Origin of the sequence: Xanthomonas fragariae (genome assembly GCF_017603965.1) — a bacterium.
GTDB classification, from domain to species: Bacteria; Pseudomonadota; Gammaproteobacteria; order Xanthomonadales; family Xanthomonadaceae; genus Xanthomonas; species Xanthomonas fragariae_A.
Map to the genome: position 1 here is coordinate 308,814 of NZ_CP071955.1, position 18,071 is coordinate 326,884.

At 59.5% G+C, this 18,071-nt stretch carries 12 protein-coding genes, 1 other RNA gene and 4 pseudogenes; 9 read left to right on the top strand and 8 right to left on the bottom strand.

The window, feature by feature from the left end; translation table 11 throughout:
* Window positions 1-45 precede the first annotated feature (45 nt).
* A complete protein-coding gene (locus tag J5I97_RS01430; protein ID WP_371885855.1) occupies window positions 46-228 on the top strand; it encodes a hypothetical protein in 183 nt (60 codons plus the stop codon).
* Window positions 229-252: 24 nt separating this feature from the next.
* On the opposite strand, the gene J5I97_RS01435 is transcribed toward J5I97_RS01430, so the two are convergent.
* Window positions 253-798, bottom strand: a complete 546-nt coding sequence (locus tag J5I97_RS01435; protein ID WP_208588525.1) for a gamma carbonic anhydrase family protein — start codon at window positions 796-798, stop codon at window positions 253-255.
* 229 nt (window positions 799-1,027) lie between these two features.
* Between J5I97_RS01435 and J5I97_RS01440 the strand changes: the two genes are divergently transcribed.
* From J5I97_RS01440 to J5I97_RS01455, 4 genes and pseudogenes are all read left to right on the top strand, one after another.
* Complete coding sequence (locus tag J5I97_RS01440) at window positions 1,028-2,290, top strand: HD-GYP domain-containing protein (RefSeq protein ID WP_208591501.1); 1,263 nt, start codon at window positions 1,028-1,030, stop codon at window positions 2,288-2,290.
* Window positions 2,291-2,590: 300 nt separating this feature from the next.
* A complete protein-coding gene (locus J5I97_RS01445; protein WP_208588526.1) occupies window positions 2,591-4,861 on the top strand; it encodes a hypothetical protein in 2,271 nt (756 codons plus the stop codon).
* Between the two features lie 491 nt (window positions 4,862-5,352).
* Complete coding sequence (locus J5I97_RS01450) at window positions 5,353-7,431, top strand: hypothetical protein (RefSeq protein WP_208588533.1); 2,079 nt, start codon at window positions 5,353-5,355, stop codon at window positions 7,429-7,431.
* 121 nt (window positions 7,432-7,552) lie between these two features.
* A pseudogene (locus J5I97_RS01455) lies at window positions 7,553-7,714 on the top strand (IS481 family transposase); the annotation flags it as partial.
* Here the strand turns inward: J5I97_RS01455 and J5I97_RS01460 are convergent.
* Window positions 7,709-7,791, bottom strand: a non-coding RNA gene (locus J5I97_RS01460) — sX9 sRNA. The pseudogene J5I97_RS01455 and the gene J5I97_RS01460 sit on opposite strands and share 6 nt — an antisense overlap.
* A gap of 137 nt (window positions 7,792-7,928) precedes the next feature.
* Between J5I97_RS01460 and J5I97_RS01465 the strand changes: the two genes are divergently transcribed.
* Window positions 7,929-10,097 (top strand): hypothetical protein, encoded by a 2,169-nt coding sequence (locus J5I97_RS01465; protein ID WP_208588535.1) that lies wholly within the window; start codon window positions 7,929-7,931, stop codon window positions 10,095-10,097.
* 40 nt (window positions 10,098-10,137) lie between these two features.
* Here the strand turns inward: J5I97_RS01465 and J5I97_RS01470 are convergent, their stop codons facing one another.
* The 5 genes from J5I97_RS01470 to J5I97_RS01490 all read right to left on the bottom strand — a co-directional run bounded on the left by J5I97_RS01470 (window position 10,138) and on the right by J5I97_RS01490 (window position 15,837).
* On the bottom strand, window positions 10,138-10,440 hold the full coding sequence (locus tag J5I97_RS01470) for a hypothetical protein (protein ID WP_208588537.1): 303 nt from the start codon (window positions 10,438-10,440) through the stop codon (window positions 10,138-10,140).
* A gap of 191 nt (window positions 10,441-10,631) precedes the next feature.
* Window positions 10,632-12,131: a glycerol kinase GlpK gene (gene glpK / locus J5I97_RS01475; protein ID WP_208591502.1), complete on the bottom strand. Its 1,500-nt coding sequence runs from the start codon at window positions 12,129-12,131 to the stop codon at window positions 10,632-10,634.
* A gap of 140 nt (window positions 12,132-12,271) precedes the next feature.
* A complete protein-coding gene (locus J5I97_RS01480; protein ID WP_208588539.1) occupies window positions 12,272-13,093 on the bottom strand; it encodes an MIP/aquaporin family protein in 822 nt (273 codons plus the stop codon).
* Window positions 13,094-13,271: 178 nt separating this feature from the next.
* Window positions 13,272-14,783, bottom strand: a complete 1,512-nt coding sequence (glpD, locus tag J5I97_RS01485; RefSeq protein WP_208588540.1) for a glycerol-3-phosphate dehydrogenase — start codon at window positions 14,781-14,783, stop codon at window positions 13,272-13,274.
* A 226-nt stretch (window positions 14,784-15,009) separates the two neighbouring features.
* Window positions 15,010-15,837: a DeoR/GlpR family DNA-binding transcription regulator gene (locus J5I97_RS01490; RefSeq protein WP_208588542.1), complete on the bottom strand. Its 828-nt coding sequence runs from the start codon at window positions 15,835-15,837 to the stop codon at window positions 15,010-15,012.
* Here J5I97_RS01490 and J5I97_RS01495 point away from each other — a divergent pair.
* Both J5I97_RS01495 and J5I97_RS01500 read left to right on the top strand, forming a co-directional pair.
* Window positions 15,830-16,119, top strand: a pseudogene (locus J5I97_RS01495) (3-carboxy-cis,cis-muconate cycloisomerase); the annotation flags it as partial. The gene J5I97_RS01490 and the pseudogene J5I97_RS01495 sit on opposite strands and share 8 nt — an antisense overlap.
* Window positions 16,120-16,237: 118 nt before the next feature.
* A pseudogene (locus J5I97_RS01500) lies at window positions 16,238-16,585 on the top strand (alpha/beta hydrolase); the annotation flags it as partial.
* Between the two features lie 16 nt (window positions 16,586-16,601).
* Here the strand turns inward: J5I97_RS01500 and J5I97_RS01505 are convergent.
* Window positions 16,602-16,757, bottom strand: a pseudogene (locus J5I97_RS01505) (IclR family transcriptional regulator); the annotation flags it as partial.
* 126 nt (window positions 16,758-16,883) lie between these two features.
* Between J5I97_RS01505 and J5I97_RS01510 the strand changes: the two are divergent.
* Entirely contained in the window at window positions 16,884-17,744 is an 861-nt protein-coding gene (locus J5I97_RS01510) for a PA4780 family RIO1-like protein kinase (RefSeq protein WP_208588544.1), read from the top strand.
* The last annotated feature ends 327 nt before the right edge of the window (window positions 17,745-18,071 follow it).

The following is an 18,071-nucleotide window of genomic DNA, read 5'->3' on the forward strand; positions in this document are numbered from 1 at the left end:
GCTGATCGGCGAGTGGTGGCTGGCAATTAGAACGCGTCACGACTGTTGCTGCTGCAACCGTCGCGGCGCATTCAGGTGATCCAGCACGGTAGCACGCAGCTGTTCATTCGGCTCGCCGACGCGTCCGGCGGTATGCGGCAGTTTGCAGCCGTCGATGGAATGTGTGGCACATCGCGCGAGCAGGCGCTGACGATGCTCACGGCGCTGAAGCGTGCGACCGGGCCTTGAAGGCTCGCGCGGGCAGCGCAGCCATCAGCTGCTGCTGGGCACGCCCAGATACTGATCCTTGAGCCGCACATAATGATGCGCGGAGTAATGCAGGCTTTCGATTTCCTTGTCGCTGAGCATGCGCGCCAGGCGCGCGGGATTGCCCAGCCACAACTCGGCTTCGCCGACGATCTTGCCCGGGCCGACCACCGCACCGGCGCCGACAAATCCGTAGTGTTTGACGGTGGCGCCATCGAGCACGCAGGCGCCCATGCCGATCAGGCACAGGTCTTCGATGGTGCACGCATGCAGGATGGTGCCGTGGCCGACGGTGACGTCTTCGCCGATCACGGTCGGATAGCCGGCCTTGTTGAACGGGCTGTGGTGACTGACGTGGATAATGGTGCCGTCCTGCAGGTTGGTACGTGCGCCGATCTGCACATGATTGACGTCGCCGCGAATCACCGTGCCCGGCCAAACCGACACGTCATCGCCCAGGCTCACCTTGCCGATGATGGTACAGGCCGGGTCGACGTAGACGCGTGCGCCTAGCTGTGGGGTGTGGTCCAGGAACGAACGGATCGGGGTCACGGCACTCTCCGGCAATCTAACGTGTCGCCCGATGCGGGCACTGTTTGCATGATAGCGGGCGGTGCACGGGTGCGTGCGACGCACCCGGGTGCTGCGTTGTCGGATAGGCCGTCACGCTGTCTGGCAAGGTCGAGCGCACCAAAGAAATCCTGCCATGTGCCGATAACCGGGAAGACCTGTCACGCCTGTGGCGGGCGCTTCCTTGGACATCATGCAAACCAGCGCCGGCATGCTCAAAACCATCGACTCAGGTCAACTGCGCCCCGGCATGTATGTCTACAAGCTGCTGGGCGCGTGGGTGCACCATCCGTTCTGGAAGACCTCGTTTCTGGTCGACTCCGACGATGTGGACAAGATCCATGGTAGTCGCATCGAGCAACTGGTGATCGATACCGCGCGTGGGTTGGATGTGGAAGCGGCGCCTGCGGCCGCTGCGCAAGCCGAGCCGGTTGCCGCGAGCCCGCCGCTGCCGTCTGCAACCGAGCCATCCGCTCCCGAACCGCCGGAGCCTGCCGGCAAGGCGCGCACCGCGCGAACGAACAGCGTCACTGCACAGGTCGGTATCGAGGCCGAGGTGGTGCGCGCGCGGCGTATTTTCGAAGACGGCCGCGACACGGTCGAGGCGATGTTTCGCGATGTACGGCTTGGTCGCACGGTCGACACCGAGGCGGCGATGCCGTTGGTGGAAGCCATCAACGATTCGGTGCTGCGGCATCCGCAAGCCTTGATCAGCGTGGCGCGTCTCAAAACCGCCGACGATTATACCTATCTGCATTCAATGGCCGTGGCAGGCTTGATGAGCGGGTTGGCACGCCAACTCGGTCTGCCCGAGGCGCAGGTGGTGGAAGCGGCGATGGGCGGCCTGTTGCACGACATGGGCAAGGCGGTGACGCCACTGGAAATTCTCAACAAGCCGGGTAAGCTCACCGACGAAGAAATGGAGGTCATGCGCCAGCACCCGCTGGATGGCCACCGTTTGCTGGTGGCCGGCGGCGTGCAGAGCGCGGTGGTGCTGGAGATCGCGCTGCATCATCACGAAAAGATCGACGGCAGCGGTTATCCGAATCGATTGGTGGGCGAGAATATCTCGCTGATGTCGCGAATGGGCGCGGTGTGCGATGTGTACGACGCCATCAGCTCGGACCGTCCTTACAAACGCGGCTGGGATCCGGCCGAATCGCTCAAGCGCATGGCGTCGTGGCAGGGGCATTTCGACCCGGCTGTATTTCAGGCGTTCGTGCGTCGACTCGGCATTTATCCGGTCGGCTCATTGGTGCGGCTGGAATCGCAGAAGCTGGCGGTGGTGATCGAGCAGTCGCCCGATTCGCTGCTCAAGCCGAGGGTGCGCGTGTTCTATTCGGCCAAGCTGCGCAGCCACGTGTTGGTGCAGGACATCGACCTCTCGCGGCCGGATTGCCAGGACCGCATCGCGCAGATGGAAAGCCCGACCGACTGGGGCTTCCGCGATCTTGAGAAACTCTGGCTGGCGTAGTCGTTGTGCGTGCATTGCCTTTCCAAGTCGATGCCATCGCGCCTGTCTGCAAGTTCGACCGTGGTCGGTTGAGCTCTGGCCGGTGTCGTCGTTATACCGATGACGTCAAGGCCCAAGCTATCACTCGACACACGGTGCCAGGTGGCGTCCGTCAGACGCTCACGTTGGTGTTCGGCAAGCCCGCTACGCCTTCGCCATCTGCGCAGCGGGTTTGCGATCGATCGATCACGATGTTCGATACACGAGAGCTGGATCGGCAGCGCTTCGACCAGACGAAAAGCAAGCTCATCAGTGGCGCCGATGCGCGAGAGCTGGCAGTGTTCGGCGGACATCCCTGAGCCGCATCAGCTTGACCAAATCCAACAACGAGCCGTCTTTTTCATCGTGAAGCGGAGCGAAAAAATGCTGAGTCCAAAGAACAGCAATCGTCGGAAGCATGCCCAGAGCACCTACCAAAGTCTGCCAGAGCAGGCGACTGGCCGGCCGGCGAGCTCGGGTGCAGTTGCCCCCGGAATGTCCTCCCCCTCAGCGCCTTCTGGCGTCCTCACCGAACTGCAAGCTCGACCGACTAAGCGCCCTCGCAACGAGGCATCTGCTGCGCGGTCGGCGCCGGAATCGGGCGCGCATCCGGCTCCGAATGGCACATCGATACCGTTTTCCTCTTCCGCTTTGTCGTACGGCGACCGGCCCCCTAACAGTCATCTTCATCATTCTCAACTTTGGCGCGCCGATGCGCCTGAGCCACAGGGGACAACAGTGCAGCAGCCTGCTTCTGAGGACGCCGCAGTTCATGAAGAACGTCAGGCGCAAGTTGATTGTCCATCAACCTCGGGCGATATGCGCAGCGAGTTCGCCAAGCTAAGAAACAACTTGCGAAACGGGACCAGATGGTCAAGCTACGGGAAACCCTATCCAGACGACACGGCACTCATCGAGCGGTTTGTAGAAAGCGCCGAGAACAGCGCGAACAACTTCCACACCATAAGAGACCACGTACATGTATTGATACGTTTTAGCGCTTGGCTCAGTAACCAGAACAAGGGTGGTCTGCAAGGCCGGCTCTTGCAAGACTCAGACGAGCTTAGAAGCGATGCCATGAATTTCCAAACACAGACGGGAAACCGTCGTCTGATCGTGGCAGTGGATAAACTGCATAATATGGAATCTGCCAAAGACGGAACAATAAAAACCCGGCGGTACCGCCGCAATGAGGTTCCTGAGAGCGATAAAAAACTCATCAATGATGCGCTTTCTGCTACCCCCGCGTATGTAACCGCGTTGCGCGCGTTCAGTGGATGGCTCCATGCCGAGAATAAAAAGGCATTGTGTGAAACGGGCAGGCTGCATTCCCAAGCCTTGATGGATGACGCCCGCGCCTTCAAAGAAAAGAACATGGCGGGCAGTCACCATTTGATTTCGGCGCTGCGGCAACTGCAGAACTTTTACCTCACCGGAAAGACCGACTTCGCGAATAGGATTAATACGCGTGAGATCCCTGAAGTCGACCGCCAACTCTACGAGCAATATAAAGATATTTTGTCGACGACGCTGTCGGCGTCCGGCCCCGAGAAGAAATACGGTGCCGGGCAAACCTACTCCGGTAAGATGTCAGGCTTGGTGCACTCCTTCAGCGGTTGGCTAAAGGCGAACCAAAAAGCGGCAATGGCGACGCGTTTGCACGACACAACGCTGGATGACGATTTGAATATATTTACCAATAGAAACTGCGAAAACTATGCCAAGACTATTAAAAGCATGCTGAAGCAAGTGCGGGATATTTTTCCTTCTGACGTGCAGTCGCCCGAGCAGGGCAATAAGCCTCAGGCCCACGACGTCGACCGCCGACTCAGCGAGCAATTTATAGCTGATTTTTTGGCGCCCGGCCGCGAGACGACATCCATTGACCAGGAAAAATACGCCGGCTTGCTGTCAGCCCATGTGCGCCACTTCAGCGCCTGGCTACAGGAGAACGAAAAGGAGCCATTGGTGTCGCGTTTGCACGAGCCAATGCTGGATAGGGATTTGGAGCTTTACATCCGTGGCAAGGGCTTAGGCTACAAAAGTGTTATGAGACACATGCTGATGCAAGTGCGCCAGATGTATCCTTCCAACGAGGAGTTGCCCGACCTCGGAAGCAGAGCCGAACCGGCGGAGCCTTCCTACTCCTTCATGTTTCCACTCACTCCTGAGGGTGGTTGGCCGCAGGCGCCTGAAGGCGACTGGATCCCCGATACGCCAGAGCAGGAGGTGACGGGACCTGCGTCGTCCGCTCAGCCCGAGGCGTCGAGTTACAACATTCCATTCGACTGGGAGGCACCGTATCAAGAAGCGACAGAGCCGCAGCACACCATCGCGATGTCGCAAGCGTCAATACTGAGCTTCGACGAGAAGGATACTGGGCCCAGTTGGAAGCGTGGTGTACAGCAGGTTCCCGAATGGCTATTGCAGCATGAGGTTCGCGATAAGCAGATGGTTCATATCCGTGGCATTGCGTATCGCGTCGTTACCAAACAGCGCGAGGTCGATGGGGTGAACCAGGCCCAACTTTGGCTTAATCCAGAACAATTTTGAGGTGCTGAGCGATTTCGTCCGTTGAAGATGAGGCGGCGATTGCCTATGCTGAAAATCAAACAATTGCTCATAACAGCGATTGCCTCAGTTGTTGATCCAAAGCGCATGGAAAAATTGTTCAGAGCTTGCTTAGACGCTTACCTTGACGTTCGGCAAACCCGCTACGCCTTCGCCATCTGCGCACCGGGTGTGCGATCGATCGGTCACAATAATAATTATTGAGGGCTGGATCGGCAGCGTTTCGACCAGATGGAAAGTAAGGTCATCAGTGGGGAAAATGCGCGACAGCTGGCGGTGTTCAGCGGATATCGCTGAGCCGCATCAGCTTGACGAGACCAAGTAACGAGCCGTCTTTTTCATCATGAAGCGGAGCGAAAAAAATGCGGAGCACAAAGAGCAGCACTCGTGGGGCGCATGCCCAGAGTACTTACCAAGGCGTGCCAGAGCAGGTGATTGGCCGGCCGGCAAGCCCGGGCGCCGGGTCATCCGGAATGTCGTCGTCCTCAGCGCCCTCTGGCGTCCTCAACGAACTGTCGGCTCGACCGACTAAGCGCCGTCGCACCGAGGCATCTGCTGCACGTTCGGCGCCGAAATCGGGCGCGCATCCGGCTCGGAACGTCACATCGATACCGTTTTCCTCTTCCGCTTTGTCGTACGGCGACCGGCCCCCTAACAGTCATCTTCATCATTCTCAACTTTGGCGCGCTGATGCGCCTGAGCCCCAGGGAACAACAGCGCAGCAGCCTGCTTTGGATAACGCGGCAGTTCATGAAAACTGTCCGGCGGCAGATAATCGCCCACCCTTGCGCGGTAGGCTCGGCGGGTTCGCCCAGCTAAGCCAACAGATTCGACACGGGACCGGGCGGTCACGCTCTAACACACTCTATCCACTCGACAAGGAACTCATCGCGCAGTTTGTAGAAGGCGCCGAGCGTGGGGGCAGCAGCTTCGTGACCACAAAAACGCACGCCAACATGTTGATACGTTTTAGCGATTGGCTCAGGCAGCAGAACAGGGGTGGTCTGCAAGACGGGCTCCTCAAAAAAGAGCTGAAAGACGATGCCACGAATTTCCAAAAAGGGATGAAACGCGATTATCTGGCCACGGCACTGAAGTATCTGCATGCCTTCGACTCTAGCCCCGACCGAACGGTAAATATACCGATTATCCCCCAACATGAGGCTTCTGACGCTGATAAAAAATTCATCAATGCTGCGCTTTCTACTAAACCCTATCATGCAACTGCGTTGCGCGCGTTCAGTGCATGGCTCCACGCCGAGAATAAAAAGGGATTGTGCGAAACGGACAGGCTGCACTCCCAAGCCTTGATGGATGACGCCAAAACCTTCGCAAAAACGCGCTTGGCGGGCAGTCAAAAGTCGGTTACAGCGCTGCGGCAACTGCGGAACTTTTACCTCACCGGAAAGATGGACTTCACGAAGAAGAGTAATACGCGTGAGATCCACGAAGTCGACCGCCAACTCTACGAGCAATATAAAGATATTTTGTCGATGACGCTATCGGCGTCCGGCTCCGAGAAGAAATACAATAACCGGCAAACCTACTCCGCTAGGATGTCAGGCTTCATGAAATACTTCAGCGGCTGGCTAAAGGCGAACCAAAAGGCGTCAATGGCGACGCGTTTGCACGACACAACGCTGGATGACGATTTGAATATCTTTAAGGGTAGTAACTCCAAAATATATGCCAGCAATATTAGGGGAATGCTGGCGCAAGTCAGGGATATTTTTCCTTCTGACGTGCAGTCGCCCGAGCAGGTCAATAAGCCTCAGATCCACGACGTCGACCGCCAACTCAGCGAGAAATTCAAAAATGCTTTGTTGGCGCCTGGCCGCGAGACGACATCCATTAACCAGGAAAAATACGCCGGCTTGCTGTCAGCCCATGTGCGCCACTTCAGCGCCTGGCTACAGGAGAACGAAAAGGAGCCATTGGCGTCGCGTTTGCATGAGCCAACGCTGGATAGCGATTTGGAGTTTTACATCCGTGACAAGGATTTAGGCTACCAAAGTGTTCTGAAACACATGCTGATGCAAGTGCGCCAGATGTATCCTTCCAACGTGCAGTTGCCAGACCTGGGAAGCAGAGGCGAACCGGCAGAGCCTTCTTACTCCTCCATGTTTCCACTCACTCATGAGGGTGGTTGGCCGCAGGCGGCTGAAGGCGTCTGGATTCCCGATACGCCAGAGCAGGAGGTGACGATACCTGCGTTGCCAGCCCAGCCCGAGGCGTCGAGTCTCCCCTTTGAATTCGACTGGGGGGGCGCACTGCATCAATCGGATTTTTTGTTGCAGGGGCATCAAAGTTTGTCGCAAACGCATCAAAGCAATTGGGATCTCGATAACTTTTCTGATCAGCTCATGGCGCATTCGTGGCCAACCCAGCCTGGGGAGTCGAGTTCCAGCTTTGCGTTCGACCCGAATGCACCGCAGCCAGAAGCCACAGAGCCGCAGCACACCAACGTTATGCCGCAAGCGTCGATACCGACCCTTGAACAGAATGACATTGGGCTCGACTGGAACGATGGTGAACAACGTGTTCCCGAATGACTATTGCATCATAGCGTTTACGATCGGCAGATCGTTCGTCTCCGCAATGTGGACTATTGCCTCGCGCTGTACCGGGCATGGCCGACACGTGCAACCAGCCCTAACTTTATTTCTCTCTGCACTCACAAGATGGCTGAGCGATATCGACGCCTACAATATCGGTTGCACGCTCAACGCTCTGAAGGGTCTCACACCGTACGAATTCATCTGCAAACAGTGGACATCCGAGCCCGAGCGGTTCAAGGTGAATCCGATCCATCTAATGCCAGGACTGAACACCTAACAAAACGTAGCGACCAGCCGCCAGTCGCCGGTTGGCTGCGGACGGCGCGGAAGAACCGCAGTGTACGCATGGTACATGCCGATTCAGGGTACCGGCCGCGCCCGTCTGGCGGTGAGCGCAGTAGTTTTGTTAGAAAATCCAAGAATGTTGTTCGAACGCTACGATTGTCCACGCTGAAAATCAAATACTTATTCATCATGAAGCGGAGCGAAAAATGGTGAGGCCAAAGACCAGCAATCGTCAGACGCATGCCCACAGCACTTACCAAAGCGTGTCAGAGCAGGCGATTGGCCGGCCGGCAAGCCCGGGCGCCGCTCCGGCCGGAATGCCGTCGTCGTCAGCGCCTTCTGGCGTCCTCAACGAACTGCCAGCTCGACCGACTAAGCGCCGTCGCACCGAAGCATCTGCTGCGCGTTCGGCGCCGGAATCGGTCGCGCATCCGGCTCGGAACGGCACATCAATACCGTTTTCCTCCTCCGCGTTGCCGTACGGCGACCTGCCCCCCAACAGTCATGTTTCTCATTCTCAGTTTTGGCGCGCTGATGCGCCTGAACCCCAGGCGACAACAGCGCAGCAGCCTGCTTTGGATAACGCGGCAGTTCATGAAGACTGTCGGGCGGCAGATAATCGCCCACCCTTGAGCGGTAAGCTCGGCGAGTTCGCCCAGCTAAGCGAACAGATTCGAAGCGGAACCAGGCGGTCAGGCTCCAAGACAATCTATCAAGCCGACAAGGAACTCATCGCGCAGTTTGTAGAAGGCGCAGAGCGCGGGGGCAGCAGCTTCGCGGCCACAAAAACGCACGCCAAGATGTTGATACGTTTTAGCGATTGGCTCAGGCAGCAGAGCATGGGTGGTCTGCAAGAGGGGCTCATCAAAAAAGAGCTGAGAGACGATGCCACGAATTTCCAAAAAGGGATGAAACGCGATTTCCTGGCCACGGCACTGAACTATCTGCATGCCTTCGAATCTAGCCCCGAGGGAACGGTAAAAATCCCGGTTATCCCCCGCCACGAGGCTTCTGACGGTGATAAAAAACTCATCAATGATGCGCTTTCTGCTGACCCCTCGTATGCAACCGCCTTGCGCGCGTTCAGTGCATGGCTCCATGCCCAGGGTAAAGAGGGATTGTGCGAAACAGGCAGACTGCACTCCCAAGCCTTGATGGATGACGCCAAAAAATTCGCAAAAACGCGCTTGGCGAGCAGTAGAAAGTCGGTCAGTGCACTGCGGCAACTGCGGCAACTGCGGAAATTTAAAATCAACGGAGAGACGGACCTCTGGAATGATATTAATGCGCGTGAGATCCAGGAAGTCGACAGCCAACTCAGGCAGCAATACCAATATGCTTTGTCGGCTGCTTTGTCAGCGTCCGGCCCCGAAAAGAAATACAATTGTGGGCAAACCTACTCCAATAAGATGTTAAGCTTGGTGCGCCGCTTCAGCGGTTGGCTAAAGGCGAATCAGAAGGCGGCAATGGCGACGCGTTTGCACGATACAACGCTGGATGACGATTTTAATATATTTACCAATATAAATTGCAAAAACCATGACAGGAATATGAGAAGCATGCTGGCGCAAATGCGGGATATTTTTCCTTCTGACGTGCAGTCGTCCGAGCAGGGCAATAAGCTTCAGGCCCACGAGGTGGACCGCCGACTCAGCGAGCAATTTATAGCTGATTTTTTGGCGCCCGGCCGCGAGACGACATCCATTGACCAGGAAAAATACGCCGGCTTGCTGTCAGCCCATGTGCGCCACTTCAGCGCCTGGCTACAGGAGAACGAAAAGGAGCCATTGGTGTCGCGTTTGCACGAGCCAATGCTGGATAGGGATTTGGAGCTTTACATCCGTGGCAAGGGCTTAGGCTACAAAAGTGTTATGAGACACATGCTGATGCAAGTGCGCCAGATGTATCCTTCCAACGAGGAGTTGCCCGACCTCGGAAGCAGAGCCGAACCGGCGGAGCCTTCCTACTCCTTCATGTTTCCACTCACTCCTGAGGGTGGTTGGCCGCAGGCGCCTGAAGGCGACTGGATCCCCGATACGCCAGAGCAGGAGGTGACGGGACCTGCGTCGTCCGCTCAGCCCGAGGCGTCGAGTTACAACATTCCATTCGACTGGGAGGCACCGTATCAAGAAGCGACAGAGCCGCAGCACACCATCGCGATGTCGCAAGCGTCAATACTGAGCTTCGACGAGAAGGATACTGGGCCCAGTTGGAAGCGTGGTGTACAGCAGGTTCCCGAATGGCTATTGCAGCATGAGGTTCGCGATAAGCAGATGGTTCATATCCGTGGCATTGCGTATCGCGTCGTTACCAAACAGCGCGAGGTCGATGGGGTGAACCAGGCCCAACTTTGGCTTAATCCAGAACAATTTTGAGGTGCTGAGCGATTCGCCCCATGCGTGTGGACACGTTGCATCACGCATCGTCGATGCCGTGCGCTGACATCCCGCCAGAAGTGGCTAGCAAAACACAGAAAGTCGCCGTCAGCAGATGATGAAACGAGCGAGCGCAACGCCAGGTCGATAGCGCTGCGGCGTTCCAAGTGAATGAGCAGTTCGCCCCTCCCTGCAAACCAGGTTTGGGGGTGTTTGATGCTCCTGCAATGCGGCCCAACAAATCTTTGTGCCCAATCCTCTTGCGGGCGAGGCGCGCAATGATGCCGCGCCGCTTGAGGTGATCGCGGCAGCGGTCGATGTCGATCGCATTGCGACGTGCCATGACCGCAATTTTCGCTATTATCGATATAGCAGCAAGAGGTTGTGTTGGCTGCTATTACAGTGAACGAAAGAATAGAGTGCTACTTAACGTGGTCGTCAGGTGGCATGCACTACGCGGCGGTATCGCAGTAGCCGCGTAACGAATGCCGCTTCGCGCACCTACACGTGCCTGACAGCTGCGCAATAGCTCTCTCAACTGATACGGAAGCCCATCGTCGCTTCCACCGCCTGCTGCCAACCGCCATAGAGCTGTTTGCGCTTGTCCTCGGCCATATCCGGCGCGAAGCGGCGATCCACCGCCCACTGCTTGGCGATCTCTTCGCGGCTGCTCCAAAACCCGGTCGCAAGTCCTGCAAGATACGCTGCACCAAGTGCGGTGGTTTCGGCCACTTCCGGGCGTAGCACCGGTACATTGAGAATGTCGCTCTGGAACTGGGCCAAGAAATCGTTGGCGATTGCGCCACCGTCGGCGCGTAGCTCCTTCAATTCGATGCCCGAATCCAGTTGCATCGCGGTGAGCACGTCGCGGGTCTGATACGCCATGGATTCGACAGCCGCCCGGATGAAGTGTTCCTTGCTGGTGCCACGCGTCAGCCCGAACACCGCGCCACGAATATCGCTACGCCAGTACGGCGCGCCCAGTCCGACGAAGGCCGGCACGATATACACGCCGTCGTTGTCGCCGGCGCGTTCGGCATACGCTTGTGAGTCGCTGGCCTTGCCCAGCATGCGCAAACCATCGCGCAACCACTGCACCACCGAGCCGGCCACGAAAATTGCGCCTTCCAATGCGTATTCGACCTTGCCGTCGATGCCCCACGCGATGGTGGTCAACAAACCGGTCGTGGAGGCCACCGCTTTGTCGCCGGTATTCATCAGCATGAAACAGCCGGTGCCATAAGTGTTCTTGGCCATGCCCGGTTCGAAGCAGGCCTGGCCGAACAGCGCAGCCTGCTGGTCGCCAGCGATGCCTGCAATCGGCACCTGTTGGCCATAGAAATACTGGGTCTGGGTCATGCCATAGACCTCGCTGGACGAGCGCACTTCGGGCAGCATCTGCGGGGGCACGTCGAGCATCTCCAGCAGGTCCGCGTCCCATTCCAGTGTGTGGATGTTGTACATCATGGTGCGCGAGGCGTTGGTGTAATCGGTGACGTGCACCTTGCTGCCGGTGAGGTTCCAGATCAGCCAACTGTCAATGGTGCCGAACGCCAGCTCGCCCCTGCGCGCACGCTCGCGCGCGCCTTCCACATGATCGAGGATCCACTTAACCTTGGTGCCGGAGAAATACGCATCGATCAGCAGACCGGTCTTGTCGCGCACCATCTGCTCATGCCCGGCCGCTTTCAGCTGGGTACAGATGTCATTGGTCTGCCGCGATTGCCACACGATGGCGTTGTAGATCGGCTGGCCTGTCGCCTTGTCCCACACCACTGCGGTTTCACGCTGATTGGTGATGCCGATACCGGCAATCGAACGCGCATCGATCTGCGCGTTGTTGAGCAGCTCGGTAATCGTGGTGTAGACGCTGGTCATGATCTCGCGCGGGTTGTGTTCCACCCAACTCGGCTGCGGAAAGATCTGGCCGAATTCACGCTGCGCCACACCGGCCACCCTGCCCCGGCGATCGAACAACATCGCGCGTGAGCTGGTGGTGCCTTGATCGATCGCAAGGACGTACTGCTTTTCCATCGGAGATTCCTCAAGCAATGCCTGTGCTGGCGCGCGGCGAAAGTGGTCGGTGTAGCTTGGTGACGACATGTGAGCGGCAACAGGTCGGTGACTGTTTGCAGATGCCTCGTCGGTTTGATGTTCGCCTCAAGGCAGGGCAATCACGGCGGATCGAGCGGCCGCGTACCGCCCTGCAGATGGCGCACGCGCGCCGGCAAAAACGGCAGAATCAGCCATTGGTAAGCCAGCGCACCGATAGGGCCGCCGATCAGCGGGCCGACGATCGGAATCCACCAGTAATTGTCCTTTGCCGGCAAGGCGGCTTCGCCCCAACCAGCGAAGTAGGCGAACAACCGTGGCCCGAAGTCGCGCGCCGGGTTCATCGCCCAGGCTTCGAGATACCCCATCGACGCGCCCAACGTTGCTACCAGCAAGCCGATCATCAGCGCGCCAGAATTGGCGGTCGGCGCCGCCTCGTTGAACTGTTCGGTGATGGCAAAGACGCCGAAGATCAGGAACGCCGTGATGACGATCTGGTCGATCAGTGCATGCATCGGCGTGACTGCAAGGCCGGGTGCGGTAAAGAACATCCCAGCTGCGCCACCGGATTGGCGGGTGAGCTGATGTACTTGGTTGTAGTGGTCGATCACCGGCCCGTACAGCTGATAGACGATCGCCGCGCCCAGGAAGGCGCCGACGACTTGGGCGACCCAGTAGGGCAGCACTTTCTTCCATGAAAAATCGCGGAACAACGCCAGCGCCAGCGTCACCGCGGGATTGGCATGCGTGCCGGAGACCGCGCCGGTGACATAAATCGCCAGCGTCACCGACAAACCCCAGGCAATGCATACGCCCCAATAAGCATTCTGGTACGGGCTGGGGTCGTAGAGGACGTACATCGCGGCGACCGAATCGCCGAGTGCGATGATGATGAATATCGCCACTGCTTCGGAGATCAACTCACCCACCAATTGGCGGCTCATGCGCGCGTGCCCGTGGAGGCGTCAGCGATACAAGCGGGATGGTGCGACGCGCGTTTCAGCGCGCAGGGGTGCTCGGTGATGCGCATCTGGGTTGCCCTCAACGTGACTCAGGATGATGCCGGCGTATACGCCAGGATACGTTGCCGGACGACCCGTTCTCGCCGGCAACGCGGTATGTTCACGTAGATACCACATCGGTCTGCTGGACCGATTGAGTCTGCAAATAGTCTTCCAACCGCTGCCGCCCGGCCGCATCGATACGCAAACCGAGTTTGCTGCGGCGCCACAGGATATCGTCGGCGGTCAATGCCCACTCGTGCCGACGCAGATACTCCACCTCGGCCTGATACAGGTCCGCACCGAAGTGCGTGCCGAGCCCGGCCAGATCTTGTGCATCGCCCAGCAGTTGTTCTGCACAGGTGCCGTAGTTGCGCACTAATCTCTGTGCGGTGGCCGCCGGCAACCAGGGATGCGCATTGCGCACACGTTCCAGCAGGCTGGCGATATCGCGTTGTTCGCCGCCCGGCAGGGCATCGCCGCGCGCGGTCCAGGCCGGCTTGCGCGCACCCAGCGCATGCGTCAGCCGGTCGACTGCCTCTTCGGCGAGCTTGCGGTAAGTGGTCAGCTTGCCACCGAACACGTTGAGCAACGGCGCGCCGTCGGCGACCACCTCCAGTTGGTAATCGCGGGTTACTTCGGCGGCGTTGTCTTCGGCGTCGTCGAGCAACGGACGCACGCCGCTGTAGTTCCACACCACATCCTGCGAGCTGATCTGCTGTTGGAAATACAGGTTCACCGCATCGCACAGGTACTGCACTTCGGCCGCATCGATCTTGGGTGAGGCGGGGTCGGCCGCGTAGTCCACGTCGGTGGTGCCGATCAAGGTGAAGTCGTGCTCGTACGGAATGGCGAACACGATGCGTCGGTCCGGTTGCTGAAAGATGTAGGCGTGGTCGTGGTCGAACAATTTGGGCACCACCATATGGCTGCCCTTGACCAACCGCAGCGCATGTCGATGCGGCACCGCGGCCACGTTGTCCAGGAACGATACCGCCCACGGCCCGGCCGCGTTGGCCAGCGCGCGCGCCTGCACGGTGCGGCGGCCGGCGCGGTCTTCGAGTTCGGCGTACCAGAACCCGGCATCGCGCCAGGCACCAACGCAGCGCGTGCGCGTCAGGATGGTTGCGCCGCGCCTGGCTGCATCCATTGCGTTGAGCACCACTAATCGCGCGTCCTGCACCCAGGCATCGGAATACACGAAGCCGGTGCGCAGCGATTCCTGCAGCGGCTGGCCGACCGGATGCGTGCGCAGCGACAGCTGGCGTGAGCGCGGCAGGCTGCGCTTGCCGCCACCCAGATGGTCGTACAGGAACAGGCCGGCGCGAATCATCCACGCCGGGCGCAGATGCGGCTGGTGCGGCAACAAAAAGCGCAGCGGCCAGATGATGTGCGGCGCCAGCCGCAGCAGCACTTCGCGCTCGGCCAGCGCCTTGCCGACCAGCGAGAATTCGTACTGCTCCAGATAGCGCAGGCCGCCGTGGATGAGTTTGGTGCTGGCGCTGCTGGTATGGGCGGCCAGATCGTCCTGCTCGCACAGGCACACCGACAAGCCGCGGCCGGCCGCATCGCGGGCGATGCCGACCCCATTGATGCCGCCGCCTATCACCAGAAGATCGTACCGCTCGCCCATCGGTGTCTCCGTCCGGGCGCGCATGTGAGCGAACCCAAGTTGTCGTTTTCAAACATATTCGAACATGGAGCCTTGTTGCCGCGTGAATCTAAGGATTGGCTATGTTTTAGCGCAAGAGGCGAATGGTATGAGCTATCAAGGCGCGACGTTCGATCCGAACTTCGAATGCGGTTGCGCCCCTGTCGGCTGCCGCACATAAAAAACGCACAAAAACGAACACCGATCGTTAGCCGACGCCGCCAGCGTCTGCCAGATGCACGCGGGTGCCGGCCTCGGCCAGTATCGCGGCCAGTTCCTGCGGCGGTGGTCGGTCGGTGAACCAGTCGTGTATCTGGGCGATCGCCCCCAGCCGCACCATGGCGTTGCGGCCGAATTTACTGTGGTCTGCGGCCAGCAGTACCTGCCGCGAGTGCTCGATGATGGCCTGGGCCACGCGCACTTCCTGATAGTCGAAGTCCAGCAAGGCGCCATCCAGATCGATGCCGGAAATGCCGATCACTCCGAAATCCACTTTGAACTGGCGGATCAGCTCCACCGTCGCCTCCCCGGTCACGCCCTGGTCGCGCCCGCGCACCACACCGCCGGCCACAATCACCTCGAAGCTCGGGTTGGCGCTGAGCATCACCGCCACGTTGAGGTTGTTGGTGATCACGCGCAGGCCGCGGTGCTGCAGCAATGCACGCGCCACCTCTTCGTTGGTGGTGCCGAGGTTGATGAACAGCGAGGCATCGTCGGGAATGAAGCGCGCGAGATGTGCAGCGATGAGCTGCTTCTCGCGCGGCTGTAGCGTTTTGCGTGCGGTATAGGCTAGGTTTTCCACGCTCGAGGGCATGCTGACGCCGCCGTGGTAACGGCGCAGCACGCCGGCATCGCACAGCAAGGTCAGATCGCGACGGATGGTCTGCGGCGTGACCTCAAAGCGCGTCGCTAGGCCCTCCACGTCGGCAAAGCCCTGCTGTCGTACCAATGCCACCAATTGCTCCTGGCGCGGGTTCAACGCCAGCGCCGGGACAGTCTTGTAGTGAGTCGACTCCATGCGCAGATGATCGCGCATGGACTTGCATCTGCACAGCCACGGCGGCGTGCTCTATGCCGACGCGGCAGTGTTCGCGCTGGCACCGCAGTTGGGCACAAGGCGCATGCGCACGCCTTGGTCGAACAGGTCGTGGCACGCGCACCGGCGCAGCAGCATGTGCGCGAGGTGCTCAGCGACGTTACGCAAGTGAGCGCGGTGCCCGCGCAAGCGCAACTGCATGCAGTGTCCGATGCGGACAGCTTGCGCGGTATGTCGTCGGTCTGGATCGATCGCGTGCCGGCCGGCTCTTCTCTCCGTTGACGGTGCCTGGATGGCTTATGTCCAGTCATTCAATGCTTTGTGACGATGTCGATGCAGGCCCCGACTTCACGCCATCGCCCGCTCAACCATTGCATGCGCTCAGCACCACGGCCGCGGCATCACTGCCGATGCCGCGCCGTCCGGCGTCCAGGCCGCCTACGGCGATAATGTACTGGCAGCCGATCCGGTGCGCACGGACTGGCGCGCGAAGGAGCAATTCGCTTTCCATCCCGAGCGGGTGACAACGCTGCCGGTGTTGCTGCTGCGAGGCGTCGACGATCCGATCGCCACGCAGTCAGACAATCCCTACCTGTGCGCACGCCTGCGCAGCGAAGATCGCAGCTGGGTCGCCTTGCCGCACGCCGATCATGTGGCGCATGTCGAAAACACCCATGCCGCCTGGATGGATGCGGTGGTCAGCTTTCTGCATCGGCCGCGTTCAGCGCGCCTGGCGGCGGCGCAGTAGTTTTGTTAGCCGCTCTTAGCACCACCAGCCCGCGCTCCAGCGAGGTCATGAAGTCCGGGTCGCCCCGGGCGGTTGCGATTTGCTGCATCAACTCATGCGGCAGACCGCGCTGGCTACCGGCCGCGACCACGGCGGCGGGACGTTTACGGCGTCTGGAGGAGGGCTCGGGCATTGGAACGCGGATGGAACAGGTCCCCTGCATGGTAAGCGCGCGCCAATGCATGCTCCGCATGTAAGCGCTTCACCCTGCTTGCCGCATAATCGCCGCTGGTTTGTTTCGGATCGGTCCTCTTAGTCCATGAAAACCCCCAAGGGCCTGCAGCCGCTGATCGACGACGGCATTATCGACGAGGTGTTGCGACCACTGAAGAGCGGTAAGGAAGCCTCCGTCTATGTGGTCAGCACAGGCGCCGACATCCTGTGCGCCAAGGTCTACAAAGACATGGCGCAGCGCAGCTTCCAGGCGCGCGTGCAGTACCAGGAAGGCCGCAAGGTGCGTGGTAGCCGTCAGGCACGTGCGATGGGCAAGGCCACCAAGTTCGGCCGGCGCGAAGCCGAAACCGCGTGGAAGAACACCGAAGCCGAGGTGCTCTATCAATTGATGGACGCCAGCGTGCACGTGCCCAAGCCGCGCGGTTATTTCCACGGCGTGCTGCTGATGGATCTGGTCACCGACGAAGCCGGCCACAGCGCACCGCGGCTGGGTGAAGTGGACCTGGAACCGGAGCAGGCGCGCCTCTTCCACACCAGCCTGATCGGCGACGTGGTCAAGATGCTGTCGCTTGGTCTTGTACATGGCGATCTGTCCGAATACAACGTGCTGGTCTCGCCCGATGGCCCGGTGTTGATCGACTTTCCGCAGGTGGTCAGCGCTGCCGGCAACAACGCCGCGCGCGACATGCTGCTGCGCGACGTGCACAACCTGCGCGACTGCCTCGGCCGCTTTGCCCCCGAGTTGCTGGAAACCTATTACGGCGAAGAGATGTGGGCGCTGTTCGAAAAGGGCGAACTGCGCCCGGACAGCGTGCTGACCGGGCGTTTCAAGTTCGACACCCGCCGCGTCGATGTGCGCGCCATCCGTGCTTCGATCGAAGATGCACGCCAGGAAAATCTTATCCGTCAGCAAGGCCGCGCAGCGGCCGCGGAGGACGAAGACTAGGCCGGTGTGCTGCGCGCTCTACGGCGCGATAGCAGCAACAGTGCAGTGGCACTTCGTACGCGAGGGCTGCACACCGCGGTCGGTTTTTCGTGGCAGCGTGCGTTGGCCCAACGGACGCGATACAGCGCAGCAAGACCCGGAGCAGCGCTGATTCTTGTGCATGCTCGCGCCAACGATCCGCAGCGCAGCCACAAAGCCCGACAACACGGGTGTTCGCAGCGCTGCCAAGCAGGTTTGCCAACGCCAGTGGAACTATTCAAGAATTTAGAGCGACTAATAAACTGTCATGCTGGTTAATCGGTCACGCGTGATGACGCATCGCCGATC